The organism is Arthrobacter sp. Ha26, assembly GCF_059091705.1.
On record NZ_JBNHGX010000001.1, the window covers coordinates 1,094,940 to 1,119,211 of the forward strand.

The following is a 24,272-nucleotide window of genomic DNA, read 5'->3' on the forward strand; positions in this document are numbered from 1 at the left end:
AGCTATTAGTTCAGCTGGCCGTCGCCGGAACCGTCCTCCCGGGCGGTTTTGGCGGCGGCCTTCTGTACTACAGCCTCAAGTTCGTCCGCCGTCAGCAATTCACGGTGCAGGTGCTTGGTGCGGTAACCGGCCCGGCCCACCATGTGCGCGGAAACCGGCACCGTCAGCAACTGGAAAATCCAGGCGACCACCAGCACCGGCCACACCCACCAGGTGCGCATCTGCAGCCCGATGGAGGCCAGCAGCAGGAACAGGCCCAGAACCTGCGGCTTGGTGGCGGCGTGCATGCGGCTCAAAAGGTCCGGGAACCGGAGCAGGCCGATCGCGGCGCCCAGCGACAGTACGGCCCCGGCCACCATAAACACGGCGGACAAAAGGTCGATCCAGAAATCCAGTCCAGTCGCGTCAGGACTCATCCGGCTGCTCCCTTCGGTCGGCCACGAACCGGGCAACGGTCACGGACCCGATGAAACCGATGATGGAGATGGCCACCACCAGCATCAGGTTGTTCAGGTGCCGGTTCACGGCCATGTCCACGCACAGGGCCCCGCCCAGGATGGCGAGCAGGACGTCCGCCGCGAGCACCCGGTCCAACAGCGACGGGCCGCGCGAGATCCTGATAATCGCCCCGGCCGCAGCGAGCGAGAAGATGACTGCTGTGAGAACCAGGACAATCTGCATCATGCGGCTGACTCCGTCCGGACGGCTTCGAGTTCTTCCCGGGTGCCCATAATGCGGATCAGGCCGGCCTCGATGGACCGGACCTCCTGGCGGAAGTTCTCCACGTCTTCAGCAGAGCTGATGTTCAGCGCGTGCAGGTAAAGGGTGGAGGTTGACCGGTCCACCTCCACCACGAGCGAGCCCGGAATCAGGGAAATGACGTGGCCGGTGGCGGTAACCAACAGATCCTGGTGGCTCCGCAGCGTCACCGCCACCAGCGCGTTCTTGACCTTGGGCCCGCGCATCACCGCCAGGTACAGGACCTGGGCACTGGCCATCGCCACCTTGGCCAGGAACATCAGTGCGAAGGGCACGGCGTGAAGGATGTTGAAGCGGCCGCTCAGCTCAACCGGCGGCAGGTAGAACAACCTGGCCACAGCAACGGCCAGCAAGGCACCGAAAAGGAGGTTCCCCGGGCTGAAATCCTGCCAGAGGGCGCCCCATACGATCACCAGCCAGACCAGGAGCGGGAGTTCCTGGCGCAGCGAAATACGGCGCCGGCTCATTTTCCTCCTCCGGCCGTGAGGATCATCGGAACCACGGTGTCCTCACCCAGGACCGCCTGGATGTAGGAGGACCTGTTGAGCATGTCGTGGGCCGCCTGGTCAGAAAGCGCAAACAGCGGGCCAGCGAAGACAGTCAGCGCGACGCCGAGGGCCACCAGCCCCAGCGTGGAGCCCACCATGGTGCGCGGCAGGAGCGTGACGGTGTTGAGCTTGGCCCCGGGCCCGGCAACCCTCACCCCGGGCGTTGCCAGCAGGACCGGATCCGGGTGCTCGGCGTCGGTGGGCCGGCGCCAGAAAGCCCGGTTCCACACCCTGGCGATGGCCAGCAGCGTCAGGAGGCTTGTGACCACGCCGCCGATCACCAGGGCGTACGCCAGGGGGGTGCCCAGCTCGATGCCTGCCTGCATCAGCCCCACCTTGCCGAGGAATCCGGAGAACGGCGGGATGCCGGCCAGGTTCATGGCGGGGACAAAGAAGAGCAGCGCCAGCAGGGGCGAGAGTTTGGCGAGCCCGCCCAGGCGGTCCACGGACGAGCTGCCGCCGCGCCGCTCGATCAGGCCGGTCACCAGGAACAGGCTGGTCTGGATGGTGATGTGGTGGGCCACGTAGAAGACCGCCGCCCCCAGCCCGGCGGTGGAGGACATGGCCAGGCCGAACACCATGTAGCCGATATGGCTGACCAGCGTGAACGAGAGCAGGCGCTTGATGTCGTTCTGGGCCAGCGCGCCGAGGATTCCCACCACCATGGTCAGCAGCGCGGCCACCATGAGGGGCGTGTTGAGGCTGTCCCCGGGGAAAAGCAGGGTCTCGGTGCGCACCATCGCGTACACGCCCACTTTGGTCAGCAGGCCCGCGAACACTGCGGTGACCGGCGCGGGCGCCGTGGGGTAGGAGTCCGGCAGCCAGAAGGACAGCGGGAAAACAGCGGCCTTGATGCCGAACGCCACCAGCAGCATCACGTGCAGGAGGGTTTTGGTGCCCTGGTCCAGTTCGCCGAGCTTGATGGCGAGGTCCGCCATGTTGACGGTTCCGGTGGCCCCATAGACCATGGCGATGGAGATCAGGAACAGCACCGATGACACCACGGACACCACCACGTACGTCACGCCCGCCCGGATGCGCGGCCCGGTCCCGCCGAGCGTCATGAGCACGTAGCTTGCCGTCAGGAGGATCTCGAAGCCCACATAGAGGTTGAAGAGGTCCCCGGACAGGAACGCGTTGGAAACCCCGGCCACCAGGATCAGGTACGTCGGGTGGAAGATCGAAACCGGCGCGTCCTGGTCGCCGTCGGCCATACCCTGCCCGGTGGCGTAGATGAGCACGGCCAGGCTGACCGCGGACGAAACCACCAGCATCAGTGAGGAGAACTGGTCCACCACCATCACGATGCCCCATGGCGGAAGCCAGCCGCCGATGGTCACCGCTGCCGTGCCGCCGTCCCATACCGAGGCCAGCAGCAGGCATTCGAGCAGGAGGGTGAGGGACAACAAGGCGATGCTGACCGCCCGCTGGGCGCGTGAGTGCCGGATCAGCAGGAACGTCAGGGCGGCGCCCAGGATGGGAAGTACGACGGCGAGCGGGGCAAAGCTTGCGATGTTCACTTTCCGCCTCCTTCCGGACCGAGGGCCACATTGATGGAGCCGGGTTTTTCTTCTGCAACTGCCAGTTCCGCGGGCATTTCCCGGCCGCCTGCCATTACCGTCGCCACCGGGAACTCGGACGTCTCGGCCGGGACCTCGGCGTCGTCCTCAGCATCGAAGCTCGGAGTTTCCGCCACGCGGAGGTCTTCCACGTCGTCCTGGATCTCGTCCTGGCGCGCCAGGACCCAGGTGCGGTAAATGATGCCGAGCATAAAAGCCGTCACGGCAAACGAGATGACAATGGACGTCAGGATCAGCGCCTGTGGAAGGGGATCGTTGTAGTCCTGCGCCGGCGTGTCCTTGGAATACAGGGGCGCCAGGCCGGCGTAGCCGCCGGTGGCCAGGATCAGCAGGTTGGTGGCGTTGGCGAGGAGCATCAGCCCCAGCAGCACGCGCGTCAGGCTGCGTTCCAGGATCAGGTAGATCCCGCAGGCGTACAGGGCACCCATCACGATCAGGAGGGTCAGGTTTACGCTCATGCTTGGCCCCTCGCGGTGCTCTCGGCGGGGAAGTCTTCGGGCTCGATATCGCTGGCGCGGCCCGTTGCCGCTGCCGCCTCCGAGGCGATGTCCTGTTCATCGGCGGCAAGGCCGGTGGCAAGGTCGTCGGCCAGGCCGTCACCCAGGCCGCCGGCGGGATCGGCGGCGCGCTGTTCGAAGTGCTCGTCGATCTCGGCTCCGAGGCTGCGCAGGACGTCCAGCACCAGGCCCACCACCACGATGTACACGCCGATGTCGAAGATGGTGGAGGTGACGAACTTGATGTCGCCGAACACCGGCAGCCAGAGTTCGATGATGGCCGACTGGAACACTTGGCCGCCCAAAAGCAGCGGCACCACGCCGGAGGCCGCGGCAACTGCCAGTCCAATCCCCAGCAGGGCGCCTGCACTGACGGGTGTGGCCTCGCGGAGTTCAAACCGTCCGCCGGCAAGGTAGCGGATGGTCAGGGCAAGGCCTGCGGTGAGGCCGCCGGCGAAACCACCGCCCGGCAGGTTGTGGCCGGCCAGGAGCAGGTAAAGCGAAAAGATGATCATGGAGTGGAAAACCAGCCTGGTGACCACTTCGAAGATGATGGAGCGGCGTTCGGGAGCCAAGGTTCGGCCCGCCACGATCCACGCGTCGCGTGCCGATGCGGCGAATTTCCGGCTGACGGCCAGCGCCGCGGCGGCCCGCGTGCCGGGATCGACTCCCCGAAGCCGGCCCACCGTACCTTCGGCCACGGTGGCGGAGTTCCTGATCCGGTCGCCGCGGCCGCGGACGAAGATCAGGCTCGCCACTCCCGTGGCGGCCAGGGCCAGGACGCTGATTTCGCCGAACGTGTCCCAGGCCCGGATGTCCACAAGCGTCACGTTGACGATGTTCAGGCCGCCGCCGCCTTCGTAGGCGAGGCGGGGGAATTCCAGCGACACCGGTATGGCGATCCGGGCTCCCATGGCCTGGATTCCGGCGAAGACCATGGTGACGCCGAAGCCCAGCCCGATGATCACGCGCACCACCCGGTATTTCCCGCCCGTACGGTCCCGCAGTTCGGGGGGCAGGCTGCGCATCGCCAGGACGAAGGCAACCAGGATGATGGTCTCCACGAGCATTTGGGTCAGGGCCAGGTCCGGGGCGCCCTGCAGCGCAAACATCAGGGCGATGCCGTAGCCGGTGACCGAAACCATCAGGACTGCCAGGAAGCGTTTGTTTGCCTTGACGGCGGCCAGGGCGCCGATCACGATGCCTGCTCCCACCACCAGTTGGAGCGGGGACCCCGGGTCCAGGAGGTAGATCCCGTCCGGAAGCGGTTTGCCCGCCAGCAGGATGGCCGAGAGGGGCAGTACAAAGGCGACGCTGAGGATGACCGCCAGGTAGTAGTACAGCGAACCGCGCTGGGTGCGGCCGGTGATCCACACCGCCACGTCGTCCAGCGCACCGATGGTCAGCTGGTAGGCCTTGTCCCCGTCCACCCACGGCGGCACCAGCGACTGCGCCCGCGAGACGGCGTTGCGGCCGAAGTACATTGCCGCGCCCAGCGCAAAGGTGAGGGCCGTCAGTCCGAGCGCCGGCGTAAAGCCATGCCACAGGGCAAGGTGACCGGCCTGCCCAGCCGCGGTGCCGGCGTCGGCCGCCGTAGAGGCAAACAGTGCGGCGTACGGCTGGATCCAGGCATCCACGGGGACCGGCCACAGGCCGTAGGCGATGGTCAGGAGGCTGAGGATGGCCGGCGCAGCCAGGAAGGAGGGGCTGATGGCCTTGAAAGGCGTGGGTTCCATGCCTGGTTTCGTGGCGAAAGCTCCCCACATAAACCGGGCGCTGTACGCGAAGGTGAGGACGGATCCCAGAACCAGCCCCGCAAGGATGCCCATGCCCCAGGCACCGGCGTCCGGGTCACCGGCGTGGTGGACGAACGCCTCGAGTACCGATTCCTTGGCGACGAACCCGCCCAGCAGCGGAACACCGGCCATGGAGGCGGCACCCACGGCCGCCACGATTCCCAAGGCGCGCGAGGATCGGAAAACGCCGGAGAGCTTGGTGACATCGCGGGTGCCGGATTGGTGGTCGATGATGCCCACCACCAGGAACAGGGTGGCTTTGAAGAGGCCGTGGGCCAGCAGCATGGCCAGGCCTGCGAGCGCTGCATCCGGCGTGCCGAGTCCTACCACCATGGTGAGGAAGCCGAGCTGGCTGACCGTGCCGTAGGCGAGGATGAGCTTGATGTCTGTCTGGCGCAGTGCCCGGTAGCCGCCCACGAGCATCGTCGCCAGTCCGAGGCCCAGCACCACGGGCTGCCAGTACGGCGTCCCCGCGAAGCCCGGGGCCAGCCGCGCTACCAGGTAAATGCCCGCCTTGACCATCGCTGCGGCGTGCAGGTACGCGCTCACCGGTGTGGGCGCAGCCATGGCTCCGGGTAGCCAGAAGTGGAAGGGCACCAGCGCGGATTTGGTGATGGCGCCCACCAGGATAAGTACGACGGCGGCGCTCACCATTGCCGCGGATGTTCCGTCCACCAGTTCCGGGGCCTGCTGGAGGATGGTTGAGATCCGGTAGGTGCCGGCGGCCTGCCCCAGCATGATCAGGCCCACCAGCATGGCAAGGCCGCCCGCAGTGGTGACCATCAGCGCCTGCAGCGCCGACCGGCGGGCCGCCAGCCTGGTCCGGGCGAACCCGATCAGGAGGTAGGACAGGATGGTGGTGAGTTCCCAGAAAATGAACAGGAGCAGGAGGTCGTCCGCCACCACGAGGCCGAACATGGCGCCGGCGAAGGCCAGGAGCTGGGCACCAAACGGGCCGAGGTCCTCGTCCTTTTCCTTGAAGTACCGGGCGCAGTAGACCAGGACCAGCGAGCCGACGCCGAGCACCAGCAGGGACATCACCCAGGCAAGGGCGTCCATCCGGAAGGCGAACTCAAGTTGGAGGCCCGGGATCCAGGGCACCACGTCCGCCACCGCTCCCGCGTCTGAATAAACAGGGGCGTGCTGGAAAAGCAGCCAGGTGAAGGACGCGGCAGGAACAGCTGCCAGTGCATAAAAGGCGTTTCGGCCCCACGCCCTGAAGAAGAACGGCGCCAGCACAGCCACCGTAAAGTGCACGGCAAGGACTGTTATCACTGGGATCTCCGCAACGTCAGGGATTCGATTGTCAAAAGTTGGAGCAGGCGGTTAATTCGTTAGGTTCGGGAGCAACCAGTTTATCAAGGCTTCGGTACCCATTCGGTCCCCGCTGCTGTATCCTCCGGCCACTGTCCCCGGTTTCACGGCCCCAGTTCCGCCGCCTGTTCGCCATGGGCGGATACGATGCATCGTATGAACAGCGCCAGCGCTCCAGGGGCAACGCAGCCCTCCTCCGAGCTTGAGTCGGGGAACCAGGCAACCAGCAAGGGCCGTGTCCTGGCCTGGGCATCCTGGGACTGGGGTTCGGCAGCCTTCAACGCCGTCATGACCACCTTCGTCTTTACCGTGTACCTCACCTCGAACGCCTTCGGAGGAGAGGACGAGGCCTCGGCCGTTCTTGGCGCTGCGCTTGCCATCGCCGGTTTTGCCATTGCGTTGCTGGCCCCGGTCACCGGGCAGCGCTCCGATGCCGGCGGGCGGCGCAAGCTGTGGCTGGGAGTCAACACAGCCGCAGTCGCGGTCCTCACGGCGCTGTGTTTCTTTGTGTTCCCGCGGCCCGAGTTCCTCCTGCTGGGCGTGTCCCTGATCGCTCTGGGCAACGTGTTCTTCGAGTTCGCCGGCGTGAACTACAACGCCATGCTGGCCCAGGTCTCCACACCGCGGAACATCGGCAAGGTCAGCGGCCTGGGCTGGGGCGCAGGCTACCTCGGCGGCATCGTCGCGCTGCTGATTGTCCTGCAGCTGTTCGTCCAGCCGCGTTTCGAATGGTTCGGCGCCTCAACCCAGGACAGCCTGAACATCCGGCTGGTAGCGGTTTTCTCGGCCCTCTGGTTCTTCGTCTTCGCCCTCCCGGTACTGTTTGCCGTTCCCGAGCTGCCCAGAACCCCGCAGGCCCAACGGCTGGGCATCATTGCCAGCTACGGGCTGCTGATCCGGCGGATCAAGGCGATCTACGCCACCAGCCCGCACACCATCTACTTTCTGTTGGCCAGCGCCGTTTTCCGGGACGGCCTGGCGGCAGTGTTTACCTTCGGTGGAATCATTGCCGCAGGCACGTTCGGCTTCGAGCTGTCCCAGGTGATCTTCTTCGCGATCTTCGGGAATGTGGTGGCCGCTTTGGGGGCGATCATGGGCGGCTTCCTCGACGACAAGGTGGGGCCCAAAGCCGTGATCCTCGGCTCGCTGGTGGGGCTCCTGGTTGCCGGGACCGTCATCTTGGTACTGGGCAACGGTGAATATTCCTTCTTCGGCATGCAATGGCACGGGTCAACCACCTTTTGGGTATTCGGGCTTTTCCTCTGCCTCTTCGTGGGGCCGGCCCAATCTTCATCCCGCGCCTACCTGGCACGCCTTGCGCCACACGGCGAATCCGGCGAGCTGTTCGGGCTTTATGCCACCACAGGCAGGGCCGTAAGTTTCCTGGCACCTGCCCTCTTTACGCTCTGCATCACCGTGGCCACGCCGCTGGTGGCACCGGGCCAGGCCCAGCGCTGGGGCATCCTTGGGATTATGGTGGTGCTCCTGGCCGGGCTCCTGGTGTTGCTGCCGGTGAAGTCCCCGGACAAGGCTCCCATCGCCGTGGTTCCGTCCGCCTGATGCCGCAGCGCTTCGTGGCGCCGCAGCTTCAGGTGCCGCACCCTCACGTTGCGGGCCTTCAACAGCTTTCCCTGGGGACTTCCGGATGCCCACACCACAGAGGCCCGCGCCAGACTAGGCTGGAATCATGAACGTGGACGAGACGGACCTTCCGGGCCTTGGCCGGCGGAAGGATTTCATGACAGCTTCCGGGCGTCGGATCGGCGTCGTGGAGCTGCGGGAAGGCCAGACGGAACTCATAGTTTCCACCTGGGACGATCCCGATACCTGCCAGGCTTCAATCCCGTTGACCGCGGACGAGGCAGCCACCCTCGGCAACCTGCTGGGCGGGCAGCACCTGGCCATGCGGCTGACGGAGGAGCACAAGGATGTTCCCGGCATCGTCACCCGGCAGTTTTCCATCGCCCCCGGCTCCCCGTTCCAGAACCAGCCCATGGGAAAGGCCTGCATCCGCACCCGATGCGGCGTTTCCATTGTGGCGATCATGCGCGAAGGCGAGGTGCTCCCGTCGCCGGGACCCGACGTCGTGCTCCACACCGGTGACCTACTTGTCGCCGTGGGTACCCAGGAAGGCCTCGATTCGGCGGCCGATATCCTTCGTAACGGATAAAGGCCATGGACCCGCTGGCCCTGACCCTCATCGAACTGGGGGCCGTTGTGTTCTGCCTCGGCCTTTTGGCCAGGCTGGCCGGACGGATCGGAATGTCACCCATCCCGCTGTACCTGCTCGGCGGGTTGGCCTTCGGGGCCGGCGGGATCGTCAAGCTCGAGGGTATGCACGAGTTCGCCCACCTTTCGGGCGAAATCGGCGTGATCCTGCTGCTGCTTATGCTCGGGCTGGAATACACGGCCGCCGAGCTCTTCACCGGACTGCGCCGCTCCTGGCAGGCCGGCGTCCTGGACCTCGTGCTGAACTTCCTCCCCGGGGCCGCCCTCGCCCTGATGCTGGGGTGGGGCGGCGTTGGGGCCATGGTGATGGGCGGGGTCACCTATATTTCCTCCTCGGGAATCGCCGCCAAGGTCATCACGGACCTGGGCCGGCTGGGTAACCGCGAGACGCCCGTGGTGCTGTCCATCCTCGTGTTCGAAGACCTGGCCATGGCCGTCTACCTGCCCATCCTGACAGCCACCCTCGCCGGGGTGAGCTTCCTGGGCGGGCTCACCACCGTTGGCATCGCATTGGCAGTAGTGAGTGTGGTGCTGATGGTGGCGCTGCGGCACGGCCACCATGTCTCAAAGGCCGTGCACAGCGAAAACTCCGAGGTCTTCCTCCTGAACGTCCTGGGCGCGGCCCTGCTGGTGGCGGGCGTGGCCTCGGCCATGCAGGTGTCCGCGGCGGTGGGGGCGTTTATGCTGGGCATCGCCATTTCCGGCGCCACAGCCCACAACGCAACCCGCATTCTCGAGCCGCTCAGGGACCTGTTCGCCGCGATTTTCTTTGTGGCCTTCGGCCTGAACACCGATCCCACGTCCATCCCGCCGGTGCTCGGTTGGGCCCTGGTGCTGGCCGTCATCACCGCCATCACCAAAATGGTGACGGGCATCTGGGCGGCGAAGCGTGCCGGTATTGCACGGCCCGGTCGCGTCCGCGCCGGAGCCGCGCTCGTTGCCCGCGGCGAATTCTCTATCGTGATCGCGGGACTGGCCGTGGCCTCCGGCGCCGTCACTGATGAACTTGCTGCCCTGGCCACTGCCTATGTGCTGCTGATGGCGGTCATGGGCCCGCTCGCAGCCCGTTACGTGGAGCCCCTGGTCAAGCCCTTGCTGCGGCCCGTAGCTGTGGCTGCGAAAACCTAAACCCGCCGCTGACCAGCCCTTGCTGCTGCTGGCTCCCGTGCCGGTGCAGGTTGCCCTGCGATCCTGGATTGTGCTGCTGGATTGCGGTGCTAGATCGCGGTGCGGTGGAAGTTCAGGTGGCTGCGGCTGGCTGTGGGTCCCCGCTGGCCCTGGTAGCGGTTCCCGTAGTCGCCCTGGCCATAGGGGTATGCGGCCGCGGAGGACAGCCGGAAGAAGCAGAGCTGGCCGATTTTCATGCCCGGCCACAGCTTGATGGGCAGGGTTGCCATGTTGGAGAGTTCCAGCGTGACGTGCCCTGAGAAGCCGGGGTCGATGAACCCGGCCGTGGAGTGCGTCAGCAGGCCGAGCCGGCCCAGCGAAGACTTACCTTCCAGCCGTGCCGCGATGTCATCGGGCAGGGTGACGGTCTCATAGGTTGAGCCGAGGACGAACTCGCCGGGGTGCAGGATGAAGGGCTCATTCTGTTCCACCTCAACCAGCCGCGTGAGTTCCGGCTGTTCTTCTGCAGGATCGATGTGCGCGTACTTGTGGTTGTCGAACAGGCGGAAGAATTTGTCGATCCGCACGTCCACGGACGACGGCTGGACCATCGCCGGATCGTACGGTTCAAGCACGATCCGCTGGGAGTCAATTTCGGCACGAATATCGCGGTCAGAGATCAGCACCGTCCCAAATTACCGTATCGGTTATCCACAGCCACATTCTTTCGTTGTTGCTGTGCCCTCGTGGGGCTAATGTTGCCTCAGTGATAAGGCGCCGGATGGTCTCCCGGATGGCCCAACAGAGCTGGGGATGTTGTGAATAAATTAGTGGCGCCTGCGTTTCTTGGCGTGCTCTGTTCTTTAGCGCTGGTCTCCTCTTCCGTGGGGGTCCTTCCCGCACCGCAGGCGGCAAGCCAATCTTCGTCCGCCGGTCCCCGCACCGTGGCGTTGGGCCCGGTGACGGTCGACGACGGCCGGGCGGCTCGGGGCGACGGCTCAGCGCTGTCCCGGCTCACCCCAGCCGTGGACCCGGACATCAAGCCGGCGTCGCCATCCCTTGTGGCGGGAACGTTGACCACCCAGCCGGCCGTGCTGGAGCCCGCGCCCGTGCAGCCGGCCGCTGTTGTGGCCTCAAGCGAGGCCTTGGTGGCCCCCGTGCCCTCCACAACGTCCCCGGCACCCACGCCCGAAGTTCCCTGGATCCCCCCGCTTTGGGCTCCGGACGGGGAACTGGCTTCTCCCCCAGCCACCCGGCTCGCAGCACCCGAGTCCGCTGCCGGACTGCCCTCGACGGAGGCCCTGGTACCGGACAGCAACGCGGCAGCGGTCCTCACAGTGTTCAACAGGATTAACGAGTACCGGGCGTCCAAGGGCCTGAACCCGGTGAAGTACCACCCCACCGTGGCAGGACTGGCTCAGGAGTGGTCGGACAGCATTGCCTCCCGAGAGGTGATTGAGCACCGCGCCAACTTCTGGACAGACCCCCGCGCCATGAATCCGAACAACGGCGCCGGTGAGGTCATCGCCATCCGCACTGATCGGGACGCCGCCCAGCTGGTGGAATGGTGGAAGGGATCCCCCGGCCACAACGCCATGCTGCTTGATCCGCGCTTCAACGTTATGGGCGCCGGCATCTCCTACACCAACTCCACCTACCAGATCTGGGGCGTGGTGAACTTCTTTGGCTACACCACCCTTCCCGCCGGCACCGTCAATTCCCCCGGCGGCACGGGCTCGGGCATTGCTTTCCCGCCGCCGGCCCCCAGCATGTGTGACGCCCCGGTGCGGCACATGCCACCTACGCTGGATCTCTCGGCCGCAGCCATCAAGGGCCCCGGCGACCTTGTCGCCGTTGACTCAGCCGGACAGCTCCTGGCCCGCCAGGCCACCGGTGGACGCACCTTCGCCCCCTCCAGGGTCATTGGGTCCGGCTTTGCCGGCGCCAAGGAAGTGTTCACCACCGATTGGGACCGTGACGGCGCCTTCGATCTCCTGACCCAGTGGACCAACGGAACCCTGACCCTGCACCGGGGCAACGCTGCCGGAGGCTTCCAGGCTCCGGCCACCCTGGGGAACGGAGGATGGGAGACGCTGACCCTCGCCGTGGGCGGCTGGTGCGCCAACAACAGGCTTCCCCAGATTCTTGCCCTCGACGGCGCGGGGAACCTGTACCTGTACCCCAACAAGGGCACCGGAGACCTCGCGGAACGCACCGCGGTAGGTACCATCGGCGCCGCGCGGAAGGTGTCCATGGTGGATTACGACGTGGACGGCTTCCAGGATGTGCTTGCCCTGCGCGCGGACGGCTCCGTACAGCTCTACCGCGGCTGGGGAACCACTGCGCTACGGGCCGAGACCAGGCCTACCGTCGCCACCGGATGGGGCGACGTTACAGGCGTTCGCCCGCTCAAGGACGTCACGGGGCTGAACTCCACAGGCCTTGCCCTGCGCAGGGCCAACGACGTGGTGCAGTACTGGGACCTGACCTCGGGAAGCCTGGCATCGCCGTCGAACATTGCCGGCCCCTGGACGGGGCAACGGCTGGCGCAGTAGGGGCCGTCCGCGTCGCGATCCGGGGCCGGCCAGTCTCAGCAAGGTCAGGCGGCCGGCTGGAATTCCAGGATGTCGTTGAGTCGCTCCAACTGGGCCACCTCCGAGCAGAGGTCCCGCTGGGCCATCCTGCTCAGGAAGCCGAACCGGTGAAGGACACCGAACCGCCCCTCCGGCTGGAATTCCAGAGCGAAGCGGACGCGGGTTCCCGATGCCTCGGAGCTGAGGTAGTAGCCGCCCGTCCGCTGGCCCAGCCCTGACCTGACCTGGAACTGGATTTCGGCCCCCGGCCTTGCCTCAGTGATCTCCAGATCGGCGGGAATACTCAGTCCGGACCGCCCTGCCACCATTTTCCTGTAAACGGCACCTTTGGTTCCCGCGGGACCCTGGAGCAGCTTGACGCTTCGCACCCCGTCCCGCCACCGCGGAAGGTTGGTGGGATCCAGCAGATACAGGTACACAGCCATGGCGTCACGCCGGATGAGGACCTCATGCTCTGCGAATGCCATTGGGATCTTTCGTGGTTGACGTCAGCCTGCCGCATAGCTGCACCCCCCGGCACCGCAGCTACCGGATCAGGTTAGCCAGCGCTCCATATCCCTACCTAGCCAGCGGCGGTGACGTTATTGAAGAGTTACTGGATGACGCCACGGTGACCGGACACGGCCCTCTTGCCCGCCGCTTGGCAGGCCCGCCACCACATCTGCGCTAAGCTATGTTCTGCCCCCGAAACGGGGGCATTGCGGCTGTAGCTCAATGGTAGAGCGCTAGCTTCCCAAGCTTGATACGCGGGTTCGATTCCCGTCAGCCGCTCCACTTCACCCTGGACTCTAGCCCTCCCTGCAGGCCGCGGGCCGGGGAGTGATCCGTACCAGGTGGCGCCGGTCCTTCAAATCAACCCTCAGCAGCAGCGAGCCCTTCCGGGCCAGAATGACGGCGACCGTCAGGGCGGCGAGGGCCGGGACTCCCCCGGCCACCAGCAGGGCTACGTGGGGGGTGGCGTGCTCGGAGAGCCAGCCGAGCATCGGCCCGCCGATAGCCTGGCCGCCGATCAGCACCATGATGTACAGGCTCATGACGCGGCCGCGGATCCTCATGTTCGAGCTCACCTGGACCAGCTGGTTCGATCCCGTCAGGAACATCAGGCACCAGAAACCGGACAGCACCATCACGGCGCCGAACACCGGCATGGACGGCGCAACAGCCGCGAGGCAAAGCATCACCCCGTACATGCCGGCACAGAACACCACGGACCGGAGCCGCAGTTGGCGCCGCCGAGTGGATGCCACTGCGCCGGCGAAGGCGCCGAGCGCGACGAGGGCGTTCAGCAGCCCATAGCCTCCAGCGCCAATGTGAAAGACGTGGTCCGCGAAAGCGGCCAGCACCACGGGCAGGCTCATCGCGAAAACCGCAATGAACCCCGCCATCAGCCAGGGCCAGTAGATGGTGGGCTTGCTGAGGGCGTAGCTCAGGCCTTCGCGGAGCATCCCCTTGCTCTTGGGGGCAGGGGCACTGACGAACAACTGGTCCTTCCGCAGGATCAGGAGCATGGCCACCGTGCAGCAGCAAGCCGCGGCGTTGCCGGCGAAGGCCCACCCTGCCCCCACGGCGGTCAGCAGCCAGCCGGCGAGGGCAGGACCGATCAGGCCTCCCAGCTGGAACGTCGTGGAGTTGACGCTGATCGCGTTGCGGAGGTACTTCGGGCCCACCAGTTCATTGACGAACACCTGCCGGGCCGGCTGGTCCAGCACGGTCACCAGGCCAAGGACCAGCGCAATAACGTAGACGTGCCAGACCTGGACCGCTCCTGTCAGTGCAAGAACGGCGAGGGCTGCGGCCAGGACCGCGGCCATGCTTTGGCACAGGATGAGGATCTTCCGCTTGGCGAACCGGTCCGCGATCATGCCGCCCCACGGTCCGAGCAGGAGGGAGGGCAGGAACTGCAGCGCCACGGTGATGCCCACAGCGGTCACGGATCCGGAAAGCTGCAGGACCATCCAGTCCTGCGCAATGCGCTGCATCCAGATGGCGATGACGGCAATGAAGTGCCCCATGGCGAAGATCCTGAAATTGGGGACCTTCAGCGAGATGAACGTGTGCTTCCACGGGAGCCGTTCAGGGACAACGCCGAGGGGCTGGGTCTGGTGGTCCCGCGGTGGGGAGCCGGCTGAGTCGATGACGGGCTGGGAGACGGTTGCCGATGACGGCGGTGGGGGTGCCACAGGAATGTCCTCAAATTGCGGTCGGTCCGGGATGACCTTAACGCTAAGCTGGGGCAACGGGATTATGGAGACGTATTGTCCCTATAACTCGTATTGCGAACCGCAATGTCTGCTACGCCCACACGGCCACTGGAGTCCCTCGTGTTTGAACCAGCCCAGCTGCGCTCCTTCCTCGCTGTGGCCGAAACCCTCAGCTTCACCAAGGCAGCCGAGCGGCTGGGACTGGCCCAACCCACCGTCAGCCAGCACGTCCGCAAACTTGAGACCGCGGCCAAGCGGGTGCTGATCACCAGGGACACGCGGGACGTGCGCCTGACCGATAACGGTGACGCCATGGCAGGTTTTGCCCGCAATATTTTGTCTGCGCATGACGCCGCCGCCCGGTATTTCTCGGGTTCAGCCATGCGTGGAAGGCTGCGCTTCGGTACCGCGGACGATCTTGCCATCACCGGCCTGCCCCGGATCCTTCGCGAATTCCGGCAGATCTACCCGCAGATCAACCTGGAACTGACGGTGGGCCAGAGTGACCAGCTCTACCGGAAGCTCAACGCAGGCCAGCTGGACCTGGTGTTTGTGAAGTGGGTGGCCGGGGCCAAGGACGGCACCGTGGTGCAGCATGACTCATTCTCCTGGGTGGGGCAGGAACAGACCATGCTTGAGCCCGGGGCACCGGTCCCGCTGATCGCCTACCCCTCGCCCAGCCTGAGCCGCAAGCTTGCCATCGACGCTTTGGAATCCCACGGCAGGACCTGGCGCATCACCTGCACCACCCGCCAGATCAGCGGGGTGCTTGCAGCGGTCCGCGCGGGAATCGGAGTAGCCGTTATGCCGTCATCCCTGGTACCCGAGGACCTGAAAATCATCACGCGCCGCTTCGACCTTCCGGCGGTGGGCGACGTTGACTTCACCCTGATCAGGAATCCGCTGGCCAACTCCGAGGTCATCGATGCCCTGACGCAGTCCATCGTGGGCAGGACCATCAACCGCCCGGCCTAGGGAACACCGAATCGGCCCGGGAAGGCCCGGGAAAACGGACAATAGCGGGGCATGGACGGCGGAAGACAACTCGTTCTCCGTTGATCCCGGAAGGTCGCATCACCTATGCTGGTTTTCCCATGGTCAAGCAGCTGGCCGGTTCACTAACACGAGCGCGCCCCTGCATGTCAGGTTCCGCTCGCTCGGGACAGGCAGCCAATGACGACAGCCAAGAACACCCACCTGAGCTCCTCCACCCATGCCCGCCCGCATAATTCCGCGCGTCCGCCGGCCACCCGGAATTCCAGCCTCGGCGCCGGCTTTGCCACCACGGACTCCGGATATGTTGGCAAGCCTACCTGCGATACCTGCCGGACCGACGAATTTGTCTACCTCGAGTCCTACATCCCGCCCACCTACCGGCGTGACGGCAACGTCGCCACTCTCGGCGAAGTCGCCTACACCTGCACCCACTGCGAACAGTTTTCCGCCCACAGCGTTCCCGTGACCTGGTCACCCCCGGGATGGTACCTGGGCTGATACCCCTGTTGGGGCCCTGTTTCCACAGGGTCCGGCACAGGAAGACAAAGAGGCCGGCGGCCACCGTATCAAGGTGGCCGCCGGCCTCTTCCCTGTGCCAGATGAACTAAATCAAGGCGTCCGAGAGGTGGTTCGGGGTCCCGAACCGGTGGGCGGTGATGCTGACAGCCTGTTCGTGCAGGAACGGCAGCAGCTCAACGCGTCCGGCTTCGGTGACCGGGTGCGCGTAGACGGCCAGGTCGGGGCGGCCTCCGGTGGCCTTCGCCAGCGCAGCGGCGTCCCCGCCTATCAGGCGGATCCGTGCCCCGGACAGCTTCCCCGCAGAGGCCAGTCGCTCAGCAGAAGCCATCCACTCGGCGTCGGACTCCACTGTCACATCAATGTCCAGCGCAGTCAGCACCGGGCGCAGCTGGGCGGGAAGCGCGACGGCGGTGGACACCGTCACTGCCGAGCCTGCCAGCACGCCGGCTGCTACCGTCCGGACCAGGTGCGCCAGCGGGGCACCCTCGGACAGGCGCACGGTGACCGGCAGGCTCCGGTACCGGAAGATGTTGCGCTCGGCACTCAGGCCGGAGACATCCTTGGCAGCGCCGAATTCCTCAGCCCAGGCCTGCGCATCCGAGGACAATGCCCTCTGGACAGACTCAAGTTCGGCAGGTTCCAGGGCAGCGCCGGCGGCGTTGATGATCCGGCGGACACCGGGGTGTGTGACAGGCGTGTCCACCGTGCTGACGGCGGGGGTCCAGTCGCCAAGTCCGGCAAGGTAGTTGGGCCCGCCGGCCTTGGTTCCGGCCCCAACGGCCGACTTCTTCCAGCCGCCGAACGGCTGGCGCTGCACAATGGCGCCGGTGATGCCGCGGTTCACGTAGAGGTTTCCGGCCTGAATGCTCTCGAGCCAGATCCCGAGCTCTTCCGAGTTCAGGGAGTGGAGGCCGGCGGTGAGGCCGTACTCGATCTGGTTCTGGATGGCGATGGCCTCTTCCAGCGTGTCAGCAGTCATCACGCCCAGGACCGGGCCGAAGAACTCGGTCAGGTGGAAGTAGGAGCCGCGCTTGACGCCGTAGCGAACGCCCGGGCTCCAGAGCCGTCCGGTGCTGTCCAGCTTCCTGGGTTCAACCGCCCAGTTTTCCCCTTCACCGAGAGTGGTGAGGGCGTTGAGGAGCTTGCCATTGGCCGGCTCAATGATGGGTCCCATCTGGCTGGTGGGGTCCTCCGGGTAGCCCACCTTCAAGGAGGTGACGGCGTCGATCAGCTGGTTGTGGAACCGCTTGGACTTGGCCACCGAGCCCACCAAGATCACCAGTGAGGCGGCGGAGCACTTCTGGCCGGCGTGGCCGAACGCGGAGTACGCCACGTCCTTGGCTGCCAGGTCCAGGTCGGCGCTGGGGGTGACGATGATGGCGTTCTTGCCGCTTGTTTCGGCAAGAAGCGGCAGGTCCTGGCGGAAGGAGCGGAACAGCTCCGCTGTTTCGTAGCCGCCGGTGAGGATCACGCGGTCCACTTCCGGGTGCGAAATCAGCTGCTTGCCAAGTTCCCGTTCGCCCAACTGCACCATCGTCAGCACATCGCGGGGCACGCCGGCTTCCCACAGCGCTTCCACCATCACCGCGCCGCTGCGGGCGGCCTGCTTGGCGGGTTTGATGACGACGGCGGAGCCGGCGGCGAGTGCCGCGAGGGTGGACCCTGCCGGGATGGCAACCGGGAAGTTCCACGGCGGGGTCACAACGGTGAGCTTGGCTGGGACGAACGTGGCGCCGTCGACCTTGTCCAGCTTCCGTGCGGACTCGGCGTAGTAGTGGGCGAAGTCCACGGCCTCGCTGACCTCGGGGTCGCCCTGGTCGATGGTCTTGCCGGTTTCGCTGGCCATGACTTCCAACAGGTCGGCACGGCGGGCCTCCAGGACGTCGCCGGCGCGGTGCAGGATTTCGGCGCGCTCGGCTCCGGACAGCTCCCCCCAGGCCTTGCCCTTGTCCAAGGCAGTCTGGATGACATTGTTCAGCGTGGCTTCGTCCGTGATGGATGCCGCGGCGACGGAAGCGTTGCCCAGGGTGGAGGACGGGACGCGTTCCAGGATGGCCCGGCCCCAGTCACGGTTGGCCGGCAGGGACGGATCGGTGTCCGGGGTGTTCTCGAAGCCTTGGTGGGGCATCGGGAGCGGCGGCAGGCTGCGGTTCTGCCGCCGGTTCGGCAACGGGACGCTGTTGTCCAGTGCGGCGAGCGAGGCAAGGAAGCGCTGCTTCTCGCGCTCGAACAGGGCCTCGTTTTCGCTCAGCTCGAACACCGCGGACATGAAGTTGTCCTGGCTCGCACCCTCTTCGAGGCGGCGGATCAGGTAGGCGATGGCGACGTCGAACTCGGCCGGGTGCACCACGGGGGTGTAAAGCAGGAGGGATCCGACGTCCTTCTTGACGGCCTCGGCCTGGCCCTGGGCCATGCCCAGCAGCATCTCGAACTCGATACCGGATTCAACTCCCCGCTGCTTGGCCAGGAGCCAGGCGAACGCGATATCGAACAGGTTGTGGCCGGCGACGCCGATGCGGATGTTCTGGATTCGGTCGGGGTGCAGCGAGTAGTTGATGACGCTCTTGTAGCTGGTGTCGGAGTCCTGCTTGCTGCCCCAGGTGGCCAGCGGCCAGTCGTGCAGGGATGCTTCCACCTGCTCCATGGGCAGGTTGGCGCCCTTGACCACGCGGACCTTGATGGCGGCGCCGCCGTGGGCACGGCGTTCGGCGGCCCAGTCCTGCAGGCGGATCATCGCGGAGAGCGCGTCGGGGAGGTAGGCCTGGAGCACGATGCCGGCCTCCATGTCCTTGAACTCGGGCTTGTCCAGGATCCTAGTGAAGACCGCAATGGTCATGTCCAGGTCCTTGTACTCCTCCATGTCCAGGTTGATGAACTTGGCCTTCCCGCCGTTCCGGGCAAAGGAAGCGGCGCGCTGGAACAGCGGCGTGAGCTTCTCGACGACGTGCTCCACGGCTTCGTCGAAAGCCCAGGCGGAGTGCGGAGCAACGGTGGAGGAAACCTTGATGGAGACGTAGTCGACGTCGGGACGGGCCAGCAGGGTGTGCGTGCCTTCGAGCCGGCGGGATGCCTCGTGCTCGCCGAGGACTGCTTCGCCCAGGAGGTTGACGTTGAGCTTGATGCCGTCCTTGCGGATCTTGGCGATAGCCGGGCCCAGCTTGGCGTCGGTTGCGTCCACGATCAGGTGGCCCACCATTTCGCGCAGCACTTTGCGGGCGATGGGGATAACAACCTGCGGCATGACCGGGGCCATGGTGCCGCCGAGCTGGACTGCGCGGCGCATGTACCAGGGCAGGAATGCGGGCACCTTGGGGGCGAGTGCTGCCAGGTTCCGGGCGGCAACATTCAGGTCCTCGGGGCGGACCACGCCGTCCACGAACCCCACCGTGAACTCCAGTCCGTTGGGATCCTTGAGGACTCCTGCCAGCTGCTGGGCGGAGGCATCCACCGGGACCTTGGAGGCTTCGGTGAGCCAGTGCCGGACGAGGGCTACGGCCTCGTTAGCAAGAGCCTTGGCCTGGGGCACATCAACGTCAACGGTGGGGACAGATCCGGAGGCGACTCCGGGCTCCATTGCAATGTGGGTCATGGCTTTTCCCGTTCTTTCCTGTGGTTCGAGGAGGTCTTATCCATCAGTATGAGCCTCGAATCACATAAGATAAAGCGATGTTTTCTAAGCAATACAGGTTAGAAAAACCGATGGTTTACCTGAGCCTTAAACGGCAATCGGCAGACCTCCCACCCTCTCCCCTTGCCCTATCACTTTTGGTCCCCAAAACAGCTGTTTAGGGACCAAAAGTGATAGGGCAACGGGTGTTGAGGGGGAAGGCCTGCCGATGAGAAAGGCTCAGCTTTGAGTAGCCTGCTCCGGGAGGGTCAGCGGAGGGGGCGGTGCATCTCCACGATCTCCTCGTGCCGCGGGCTGTTCGGGTTCATCAGCGAGTTCTTCTTCCCATAGAAGAAGTAGATGGCCAGGCCGATGACCAGCCAGACGCCGAACCGGAGCCAGGTTTCCCAGTGCAGCTGGAACATCAGGAAGGCTGACGCCAGGACGCCGAAGGCGGGAACCAGCGGCATCAGCGGCAGGCGGAAGGTGCGCGGGGCGTCCGGGCGCTTGTAGCGGAAAATGATCACGGACAGGCAGACGACAACGAACGCGGCCAGGATGCCGATGTTGGTCAGGTCAGCCACCGCCTTGATCGGGAACACACCGGCCAGCAGGGCTGAGGCAATGCCGGCGATCCAGGTGACCCTTTGCGGGGTGCCGTGGTGGTCGGTCTTGGCGAACCAGCCGGGCAGGAGGCCGTCACGGCTCATGGAGAACCAGACGCGCGTGACACCCAGGAGGAAGGTCAGCATCACGGTAAGGATGGACAGCACGGCAAACACCGAGATGATGGTGGCAATGATCGGCAGGCCAACACCGGTGAACGCTGAGGCGAAGCCGGCCTTCGGGTCGATGTCTTTGTAGTTCTGCATGCCCGTCAGGACCAGGGTTGCCGCTACGTACAGGAGCATCGCGATGATCAGCGACAGCACAATCGCCTTGGGCATGTGCTTCTTGCCGTCAGTGGCCTCCTCCGCCGCCGTACTCATGGCGTCGTAACCGAACACCGCGAAGAACACGGTGGCCGAGCCGGCCAGCACGGGGCCAAAACCGCTGGGCATGAACGGGTTGTAGTTGTTGGTGTCGATGTAGAAGACGCCCAGGCCGATGATGAAGAGGATCAGGACCACCTTGATGGCAACAGCCACAAGTTCGAAGCGGCCAAAGGCCTTGGTGCCGCGGGACAGGATCCACGTGACGAGCAGGCAAACCACAATGGCGGGAATGTTGACGATGCCGCCCTTGCCTTCATCGGGAGTGGAGGTCATCCAGACAGGCATGTGGATGCCGATACCCGAGAGGAACGCGTCAAAGTAGCCGGAGATGCCGATGGCCACAACGGCCACGATGGCGATGTATTCGAGCAGCAGGTCCCAGCCGATGAACCAGCCGATCACCTCGCCGAGCGCAACATATCCGTAGGTGTAGGCGGAGCCGGCCCGCGGAATCATGCCGGCGAATTCTGCGTAGGACAGGGCGGCGGCCGCGGAGGCAAGACCGGCGATCAGGAAGGAGAACAGCACGGCGGGCCCCACCCCGGGTGTGCTTTCACTTCCGGCTGCCACCAGTCCGGCAAGGGAGAAGATGCCGACGCCGATGATGCCGCCCACTCCGATTGCCGTCAGCTGCCACAGCCCGAGTGACTTGAAGAGGCCACTGTGCTTGTTTTCTTCCTCGATGTCGTCGATCGGCTTCCGCCGCATGATCGATTGGGTCATGTCTCTAGTACTCATCAGGAACTCCTGCTTGGGGTGCGACCCCGCCGCGGCACGCCAGGAAATGGCTGTGACGGGGGTAACTCGGTCCCAACAGTATGCAAGGGTGCTTGCGTTAGATAAAGTGACTACTTCTAACCTATATTCATTAGTTTCGGTAAGGATTTCCTCATGCTCGACGTCCGCCGGCTCCGACTGCTCCGGGAACTAAGCATCCGGGGAACCCTTGCGGAGGTGGCCGAGGCACTCCAGTACAGCCCGTCGTCAGTATCACAGCAGCTTGCCCTGCTCGAGAAGGAAGTGGGCGTGGAGCTGCTCCGGAAAACCGGGCGGCGGGTCCAGCTCACCCCGCAGGCCGAGGTGCTGGTGGCGCACACGGCGAACCTCCTCGAAACCATGGAGCAGGCGGAGGCGGACCTTGCTGCTTCCCTGACCACTGTCACGGGCACGGTCCGGATCGCGGTTTTCCAGTCGGCGGCCCTGGCCCTGATGCCGGACACCCTGACGAGGATGGCCAAGGCCTACCCGGAGGTCCGGATCGAAATGATCCAGCGCGAGCCGGAAACTGCGCTCCATGAGACCTGGGCGCGGGACTTCGACCTTGTCATTGCCGAACAGTATCCGGGCCACGCGGCCCCGCGCTACCCCCAATTGGACCGCGTCCGCCTGACCACCGATGCGATCAGGCTGGCCGTTCCGCCGGCGTCCGACGGCGGGCCCTCCATCCGTTCGCTGGAGGACACCGCGGAACTCGCCTGGGTCATGGAACCGCGGGGTGCGGCATCCCGCCACTGGGCGGAGCAGGCGTGCCGCAGCGCCGGCTTTGAGCCCGATGTGCGCTTTGAAACCGCTGACCTGCAGGCCCAGATCCGGCTGATCGAATCGGGCAACGCGGTGGCCCTGATGCCGGACCTGGTGTGGACCGGCCGCGGCACCACGGCGGAGTTGCTGGAGCTTCCGGGAAAGCCGCACCGCACCGTTTTTACGTCCGTCCGGCGCTCCAGTGCGCAGCGGCCGGCCATCCTGGCTGCGAGGGAAACCCTGGCTGCAGCAGCCGCGGCGGTGGCGGGGAACGACGGCGGGTGACCGGCCGGCGTCGTACGCCCTTCTAAGACAGGCAACGAGGGCCGTCGCACGTCACCAGCCGCTGCGCCCGTAACATCCGCCCGTCACTGTTCCCTGCGTCACTGCGCCGTTGAGCCCCCGCGCTAGACTGATGCAGTTATGAATCGAACAATGTTCAAGTCCAAAATCCACCGGGCCACCGTCACGCACGCCGACCTGCACTACGTCGGTTCCGTCACCGTGGACCTGGACCTGCTCGAGGCCGCCGACATCCTTCCCGGCGAGCTCGTGTCCATTGTGGACGTCACCAACGGCGCCCGGCTTGAGACTTACACCATCGCCGGCGAGCGCGGTTCCGGCGTCATCGGCATCAACGGTGCAGCGGCGCACCTCATGCACGAGAACGATATTGTCATCCTGATTACTTACGCCGCAATGACCACCGAAGAGGCCAAGGCCTACGAGCCGCGGGTGGTCCACGTGGACGAAAACAACCGGATGATCCAGCTGGGCAACGACCCCGCCGAGGGCCTCACTCCTGGGATGATGCGCCCCCCTTTCGCACTTAATAACGCCACCGTCTAACCGGATCCGGCCGTCCGGGACTCCTGATTGATGGAAAAGATGCTGGACACCGTGGTGATCGGCGGCGGAGCCATGGGCTCGGCCACCGCCTGGGAACTGTCCCGCCGCGGACGGCAGGTGACGCTGGTAGAGCAGTTTGGTCCGGGCCACAAGATCGGCGCCTCGCACGGCACTACCCGCAACCTGAACCCCGGTTACCACCGGCCCGAATACGTGGCCATGCTGGCCGAGGGGCTGGCCCTGTGGGACGAGCTGGAGCAGGAGAGCGGCGAAACGCTGCTTGCCCGCACGGGCGTCGTCAACCACGGCCCGGACCCGAGGCTTCAGGACGTCGCCGCCGCGCTGACCCAGGCCGGCATCCGCGCCAAATTCCTGTCCGCCGCAGAGGCAGGCGAACGATGGCGAGGCATCCGGTTCGACCAGCAGGCACTGCACATGCCCGACGGCGGCCAGCTCAACCCGGAGGCAGCCCTTCCCGCTTTCCAGCGGCTCGCCGCAGCCCGCGGCGCCGAGATCCGCCACCACACCACAGTGGTTGAACTGCAGGTAATGGACGACGGCGTCCGGCTGGCTTTCGAGTCCGAGGCCGGTGCCGAGGTGGTAACCGCAGCCCAGGTGGTGGTGACGGCCGGCGGCTGGACCGAGAAGCTCCTAGGCGCCCGTGGTGCCGGGTTCCGGCTGCCAAAGCTCCGGGTTACGCAGGAGCAGCCGCTGCATTTCCGGGTGGCGGATGCGGACGCGGTATGGCCCGGGTTCAACCACACGCCGGGCAACAGTGCGGAATACAAGAACTGGTACTCCCCCGTCTATGGGATGCAAACCCCGGGCGAGGGCATCAAGGCCGGCTGGCACGGCGTGGGTCCGCTGGTCGACCCGGACCGGCGGTCCTTCCAGCCCGAACCAGCGCAGCTCGCCGCCCTGCAGGATTATGCCCGCACCTGGCTTCCCGGCGTGGACGCCGATTCGTTCGAGGCCATCAGCTGCACCTACACCACCACTCCGGATGAGGATTTCATCCTGGACCGGATCGGCCCGGTGGTGATCGGCGCCGGCTTCTCCGGGCACGGGTTCAAGTTCACCCCCGTGGTGGGCCGGATCCTCGCCGACCTGGCAACGGGCACCCGGCCTGCGCCGGCGATTTTCCGCGCTTCCCGGTAAGT

At 65.6% G+C, this 24,272-nt stretch carries 20 protein-coding genes and 1 tRNA gene; 10 read left to right on the top strand and 11 right to left on the bottom strand.

All coding sequences use genetic code 11. The features are described 5' to 3' along the window. Window positions 1–5: 5 nt before the first annotated feature. Genes mnhG through AC5RVY_RS05265 form a run of 6 tightly spaced genes read right to left on the bottom strand, consistent with a single transcriptional unit; the run spans window position 6 to window position 6,455 of the window. The gene (gene mnhG, locus AC5RVY_RS05240; RefSeq protein WP_493953620.1) at window positions 6–416 is read right to left on the bottom strand and encodes a monovalent cation/H(+) antiporter subunit G; all 411 of its coding nucleotides are present in this window, start codon (window positions 414–416) and stop codon (window positions 6–8) included. Then, on the bottom strand, window positions 406–684 hold the full coding sequence (locus tag AC5RVY_RS05245) for an MrpF/PhaF family protein (protein WP_493953621.1): 279 nt from the start codon (window positions 682–684) through the stop codon (window positions 406–408). Before AC5RVY_RS05245 ends, mnhG begins: the two co-directional genes overlap by 11 nt. Next, a complete protein-coding gene (locus AC5RVY_RS05250; protein ID WP_493953622.1) occupies window positions 681–1,226 on the bottom strand; it encodes a Na+/H+ antiporter subunit E in 546 nt (181 codons plus the stop codon). Before AC5RVY_RS05250 ends, AC5RVY_RS05245 begins: the two co-directional genes overlap by 4 nt. Continuing rightward, the gene (locus tag AC5RVY_RS05255) at window positions 1,223–2,827 is read right to left on the bottom strand and encodes a Na+/H+ antiporter subunit D (protein ID WP_493953623.1); all 1,605 of its coding nucleotides are present in this window, start codon (window positions 2,825–2,827) and stop codon (window positions 1,223–1,225) included. The genes AC5RVY_RS05250 and AC5RVY_RS05255 overlap by 4 nt, the downstream gene beginning before the upstream one ends. Continuing rightward, window positions 2,824–3,345, bottom strand: a complete 522-nt coding sequence (locus tag AC5RVY_RS05260; protein ID WP_493953624.1) for a Na(+)/H(+) antiporter subunit C — start codon at window positions 3,343–3,345, stop codon at window positions 2,824–2,826. Before AC5RVY_RS05260 ends, AC5RVY_RS05255 begins: the two co-directional genes overlap by 4 nt. Further along, window positions 3,342–6,455, bottom strand: coding sequence for a Na+/H+ antiporter subunit A (locus AC5RVY_RS05265; RefSeq protein ID WP_493953625.1), 3,114 nt, complete (start codon window positions 6,453–6,455; stop codon window positions 3,342–3,344). Before AC5RVY_RS05265 ends, AC5RVY_RS05260 begins: the two co-directional genes overlap by 4 nt. A gap of 195 nt (window positions 6,456–6,650) precedes the next feature. Here AC5RVY_RS05265 and AC5RVY_RS05270 point away from each other — a divergent pair, with 195 nt between their 5' ends. From AC5RVY_RS05270 to AC5RVY_RS05280, 3 genes are all read left to right on the top strand, one after another. Further along, window positions 6,651–8,054, top strand: coding sequence for an MFS transporter (locus AC5RVY_RS05270; protein ID WP_493953626.1), 1,404 nt, complete (start codon window positions 6,651–6,653; stop codon window positions 8,052–8,054). 127 nt (window positions 8,055–8,181) lie between these two features. Further along, window positions 8,182–8,664 carry a cation:proton antiporter regulatory subunit gene (locus AC5RVY_RS05275; protein WP_493953627.1) on the top strand — a complete coding sequence of 161 codons (483 nt, stop codon included), beginning with the start codon at window positions 8,182–8,184 and terminating at the stop codon, window positions 8,662–8,664. A 5-nt stretch (window positions 8,665–8,669) separates the two neighbouring features. Continuing rightward, on the top strand, window positions 8,670–9,851 hold the full coding sequence (locus AC5RVY_RS05280; protein ID WP_493953628.1) for a cation:proton antiporter: 1,182 nt from the start codon (window positions 8,670–8,672) through the stop codon (window positions 9,849–9,851). Window positions 9,852–9,940: 89 nt separating this feature from the next. Here the strand turns inward: AC5RVY_RS05280 and dcd are convergent, their stop codons facing one another. Beyond that, window positions 9,941–10,516: a dCTP deaminase gene (gene dcd, locus AC5RVY_RS05285; RefSeq protein WP_493953629.1), complete on the bottom strand. Its 576-nt coding sequence runs from the start codon at window positions 10,514–10,516 to the stop codon at window positions 9,941–9,943. Window positions 10,517–10,648: 132 nt separating this feature from the next. Here dcd and AC5RVY_RS05290 point away from each other — a divergent pair, with 132 nt between their 5' ends. Continuing rightward, window positions 10,649–12,385, top strand: a complete 1,737-nt coding sequence (locus AC5RVY_RS05290) for a CAP domain-containing protein (protein WP_493953630.1) — start codon at window positions 10,649–10,651, stop codon at window positions 12,383–12,385. Between the two features lie 44 nt (window positions 12,386–12,429). Here AC5RVY_RS05290 and AC5RVY_RS05295 read toward each other — a convergent pair whose 3' ends face one another. After that, window positions 12,430–12,891: an SRPBCC family protein gene (locus tag AC5RVY_RS05295; protein WP_493953631.1), complete on the bottom strand. Its 462-nt coding sequence runs from the start codon at window positions 12,889–12,891 to the stop codon at window positions 12,430–12,432. A gap of 233 nt (window positions 12,892–13,124) precedes the next feature. Here AC5RVY_RS05295 and AC5RVY_RS05300 point away from each other — a divergent pair. Next, window positions 13,125–13,198, top strand: a tRNA-Gly gene (locus AC5RVY_RS05300). A 14-nt stretch (window positions 13,199–13,212) separates the two neighbouring features. Here AC5RVY_RS05300 and AC5RVY_RS05305 read toward each other — a convergent pair. Continuing rightward, window positions 13,213–14,604: an MFS transporter gene (locus AC5RVY_RS05305; RefSeq protein WP_493953632.1), complete on the bottom strand. Its 1,392-nt coding sequence runs from the start codon at window positions 14,602–14,604 to the stop codon at window positions 13,213–13,215. Window positions 14,605–14,745: 141 nt separating this feature from the next. Between AC5RVY_RS05305 and AC5RVY_RS05310 the strand changes: the two genes are divergently transcribed. Next, window positions 14,746–15,600 (top strand): LysR substrate-binding domain-containing protein, encoded by an 855-nt coding sequence (locus AC5RVY_RS05310; protein ID WP_493953633.1) that lies wholly within the window; start codon window positions 14,746–14,748, stop codon window positions 15,598–15,600. A 198-nt stretch (window positions 15,601–15,798) separates the two neighbouring features. Beyond that, complete coding sequence (locus AC5RVY_RS05315; protein WP_493953634.1) at window positions 15,799–16,119, top strand: hypothetical protein; 321 nt, start codon at window positions 15,799–15,801, stop codon at window positions 16,117–16,119. Window positions 16,120–16,225: 106 nt separating this feature from the next. Here AC5RVY_RS05315 and AC5RVY_RS05320 read toward each other — a convergent pair whose 3' ends face one another. Both AC5RVY_RS05320 and AC5RVY_RS05325 read right to left on the bottom strand, forming a co-directional pair. Then, entirely contained in the window at window positions 16,226–19,729 is a 3,504-nt protein-coding gene (locus AC5RVY_RS05320; RefSeq protein WP_493953635.1) for a bifunctional proline dehydrogenase/L-glutamate gamma-semialdehyde dehydrogenase, read from the bottom strand. 287 nt (window positions 19,730–20,016) lie between these two features. Then, window positions 20,017–21,480 (bottom strand): amino acid permease, encoded by a 1,464-nt coding sequence (locus tag AC5RVY_RS05325; protein ID WP_493953636.1) that lies wholly within the window; start codon window positions 21,478–21,480, stop codon window positions 20,017–20,019. Window positions 21,481–21,633: 153 nt separating this feature from the next. Here AC5RVY_RS05325 and AC5RVY_RS05330 point away from each other — a divergent pair, with 153 nt between their 5' ends. The 3 genes from AC5RVY_RS05330 (at window position 21,634) to AC5RVY_RS05340 (ending at window position 24,270) form a co-directional block, all read left to right on the top strand. Then, a complete protein-coding gene (locus tag AC5RVY_RS05330; RefSeq protein ID WP_493953637.1) occupies window positions 21,634–22,548 on the top strand; it encodes a LysR family transcriptional regulator in 915 nt (304 codons plus the stop codon). 138 nt (window positions 22,549–22,686) lie between these two features. Next, window positions 22,687–23,112, top strand: a complete 426-nt coding sequence (panD, locus tag AC5RVY_RS05335; RefSeq protein WP_493953638.1) for an aspartate 1-decarboxylase — start codon at window positions 22,687–22,689, stop codon at window positions 23,110–23,112. A 30-nt stretch (window positions 23,113–23,142) separates the two neighbouring features. Beyond that, window positions 23,143–24,270, top strand: coding sequence for an FAD-dependent oxidoreductase (locus tag AC5RVY_RS05340; RefSeq protein WP_493953639.1), 1,128 nt, complete (start codon window positions 23,143–23,145; stop codon window positions 24,268–24,270). Window positions 24,271–24,272: the final 2 nt, after the last annotated feature.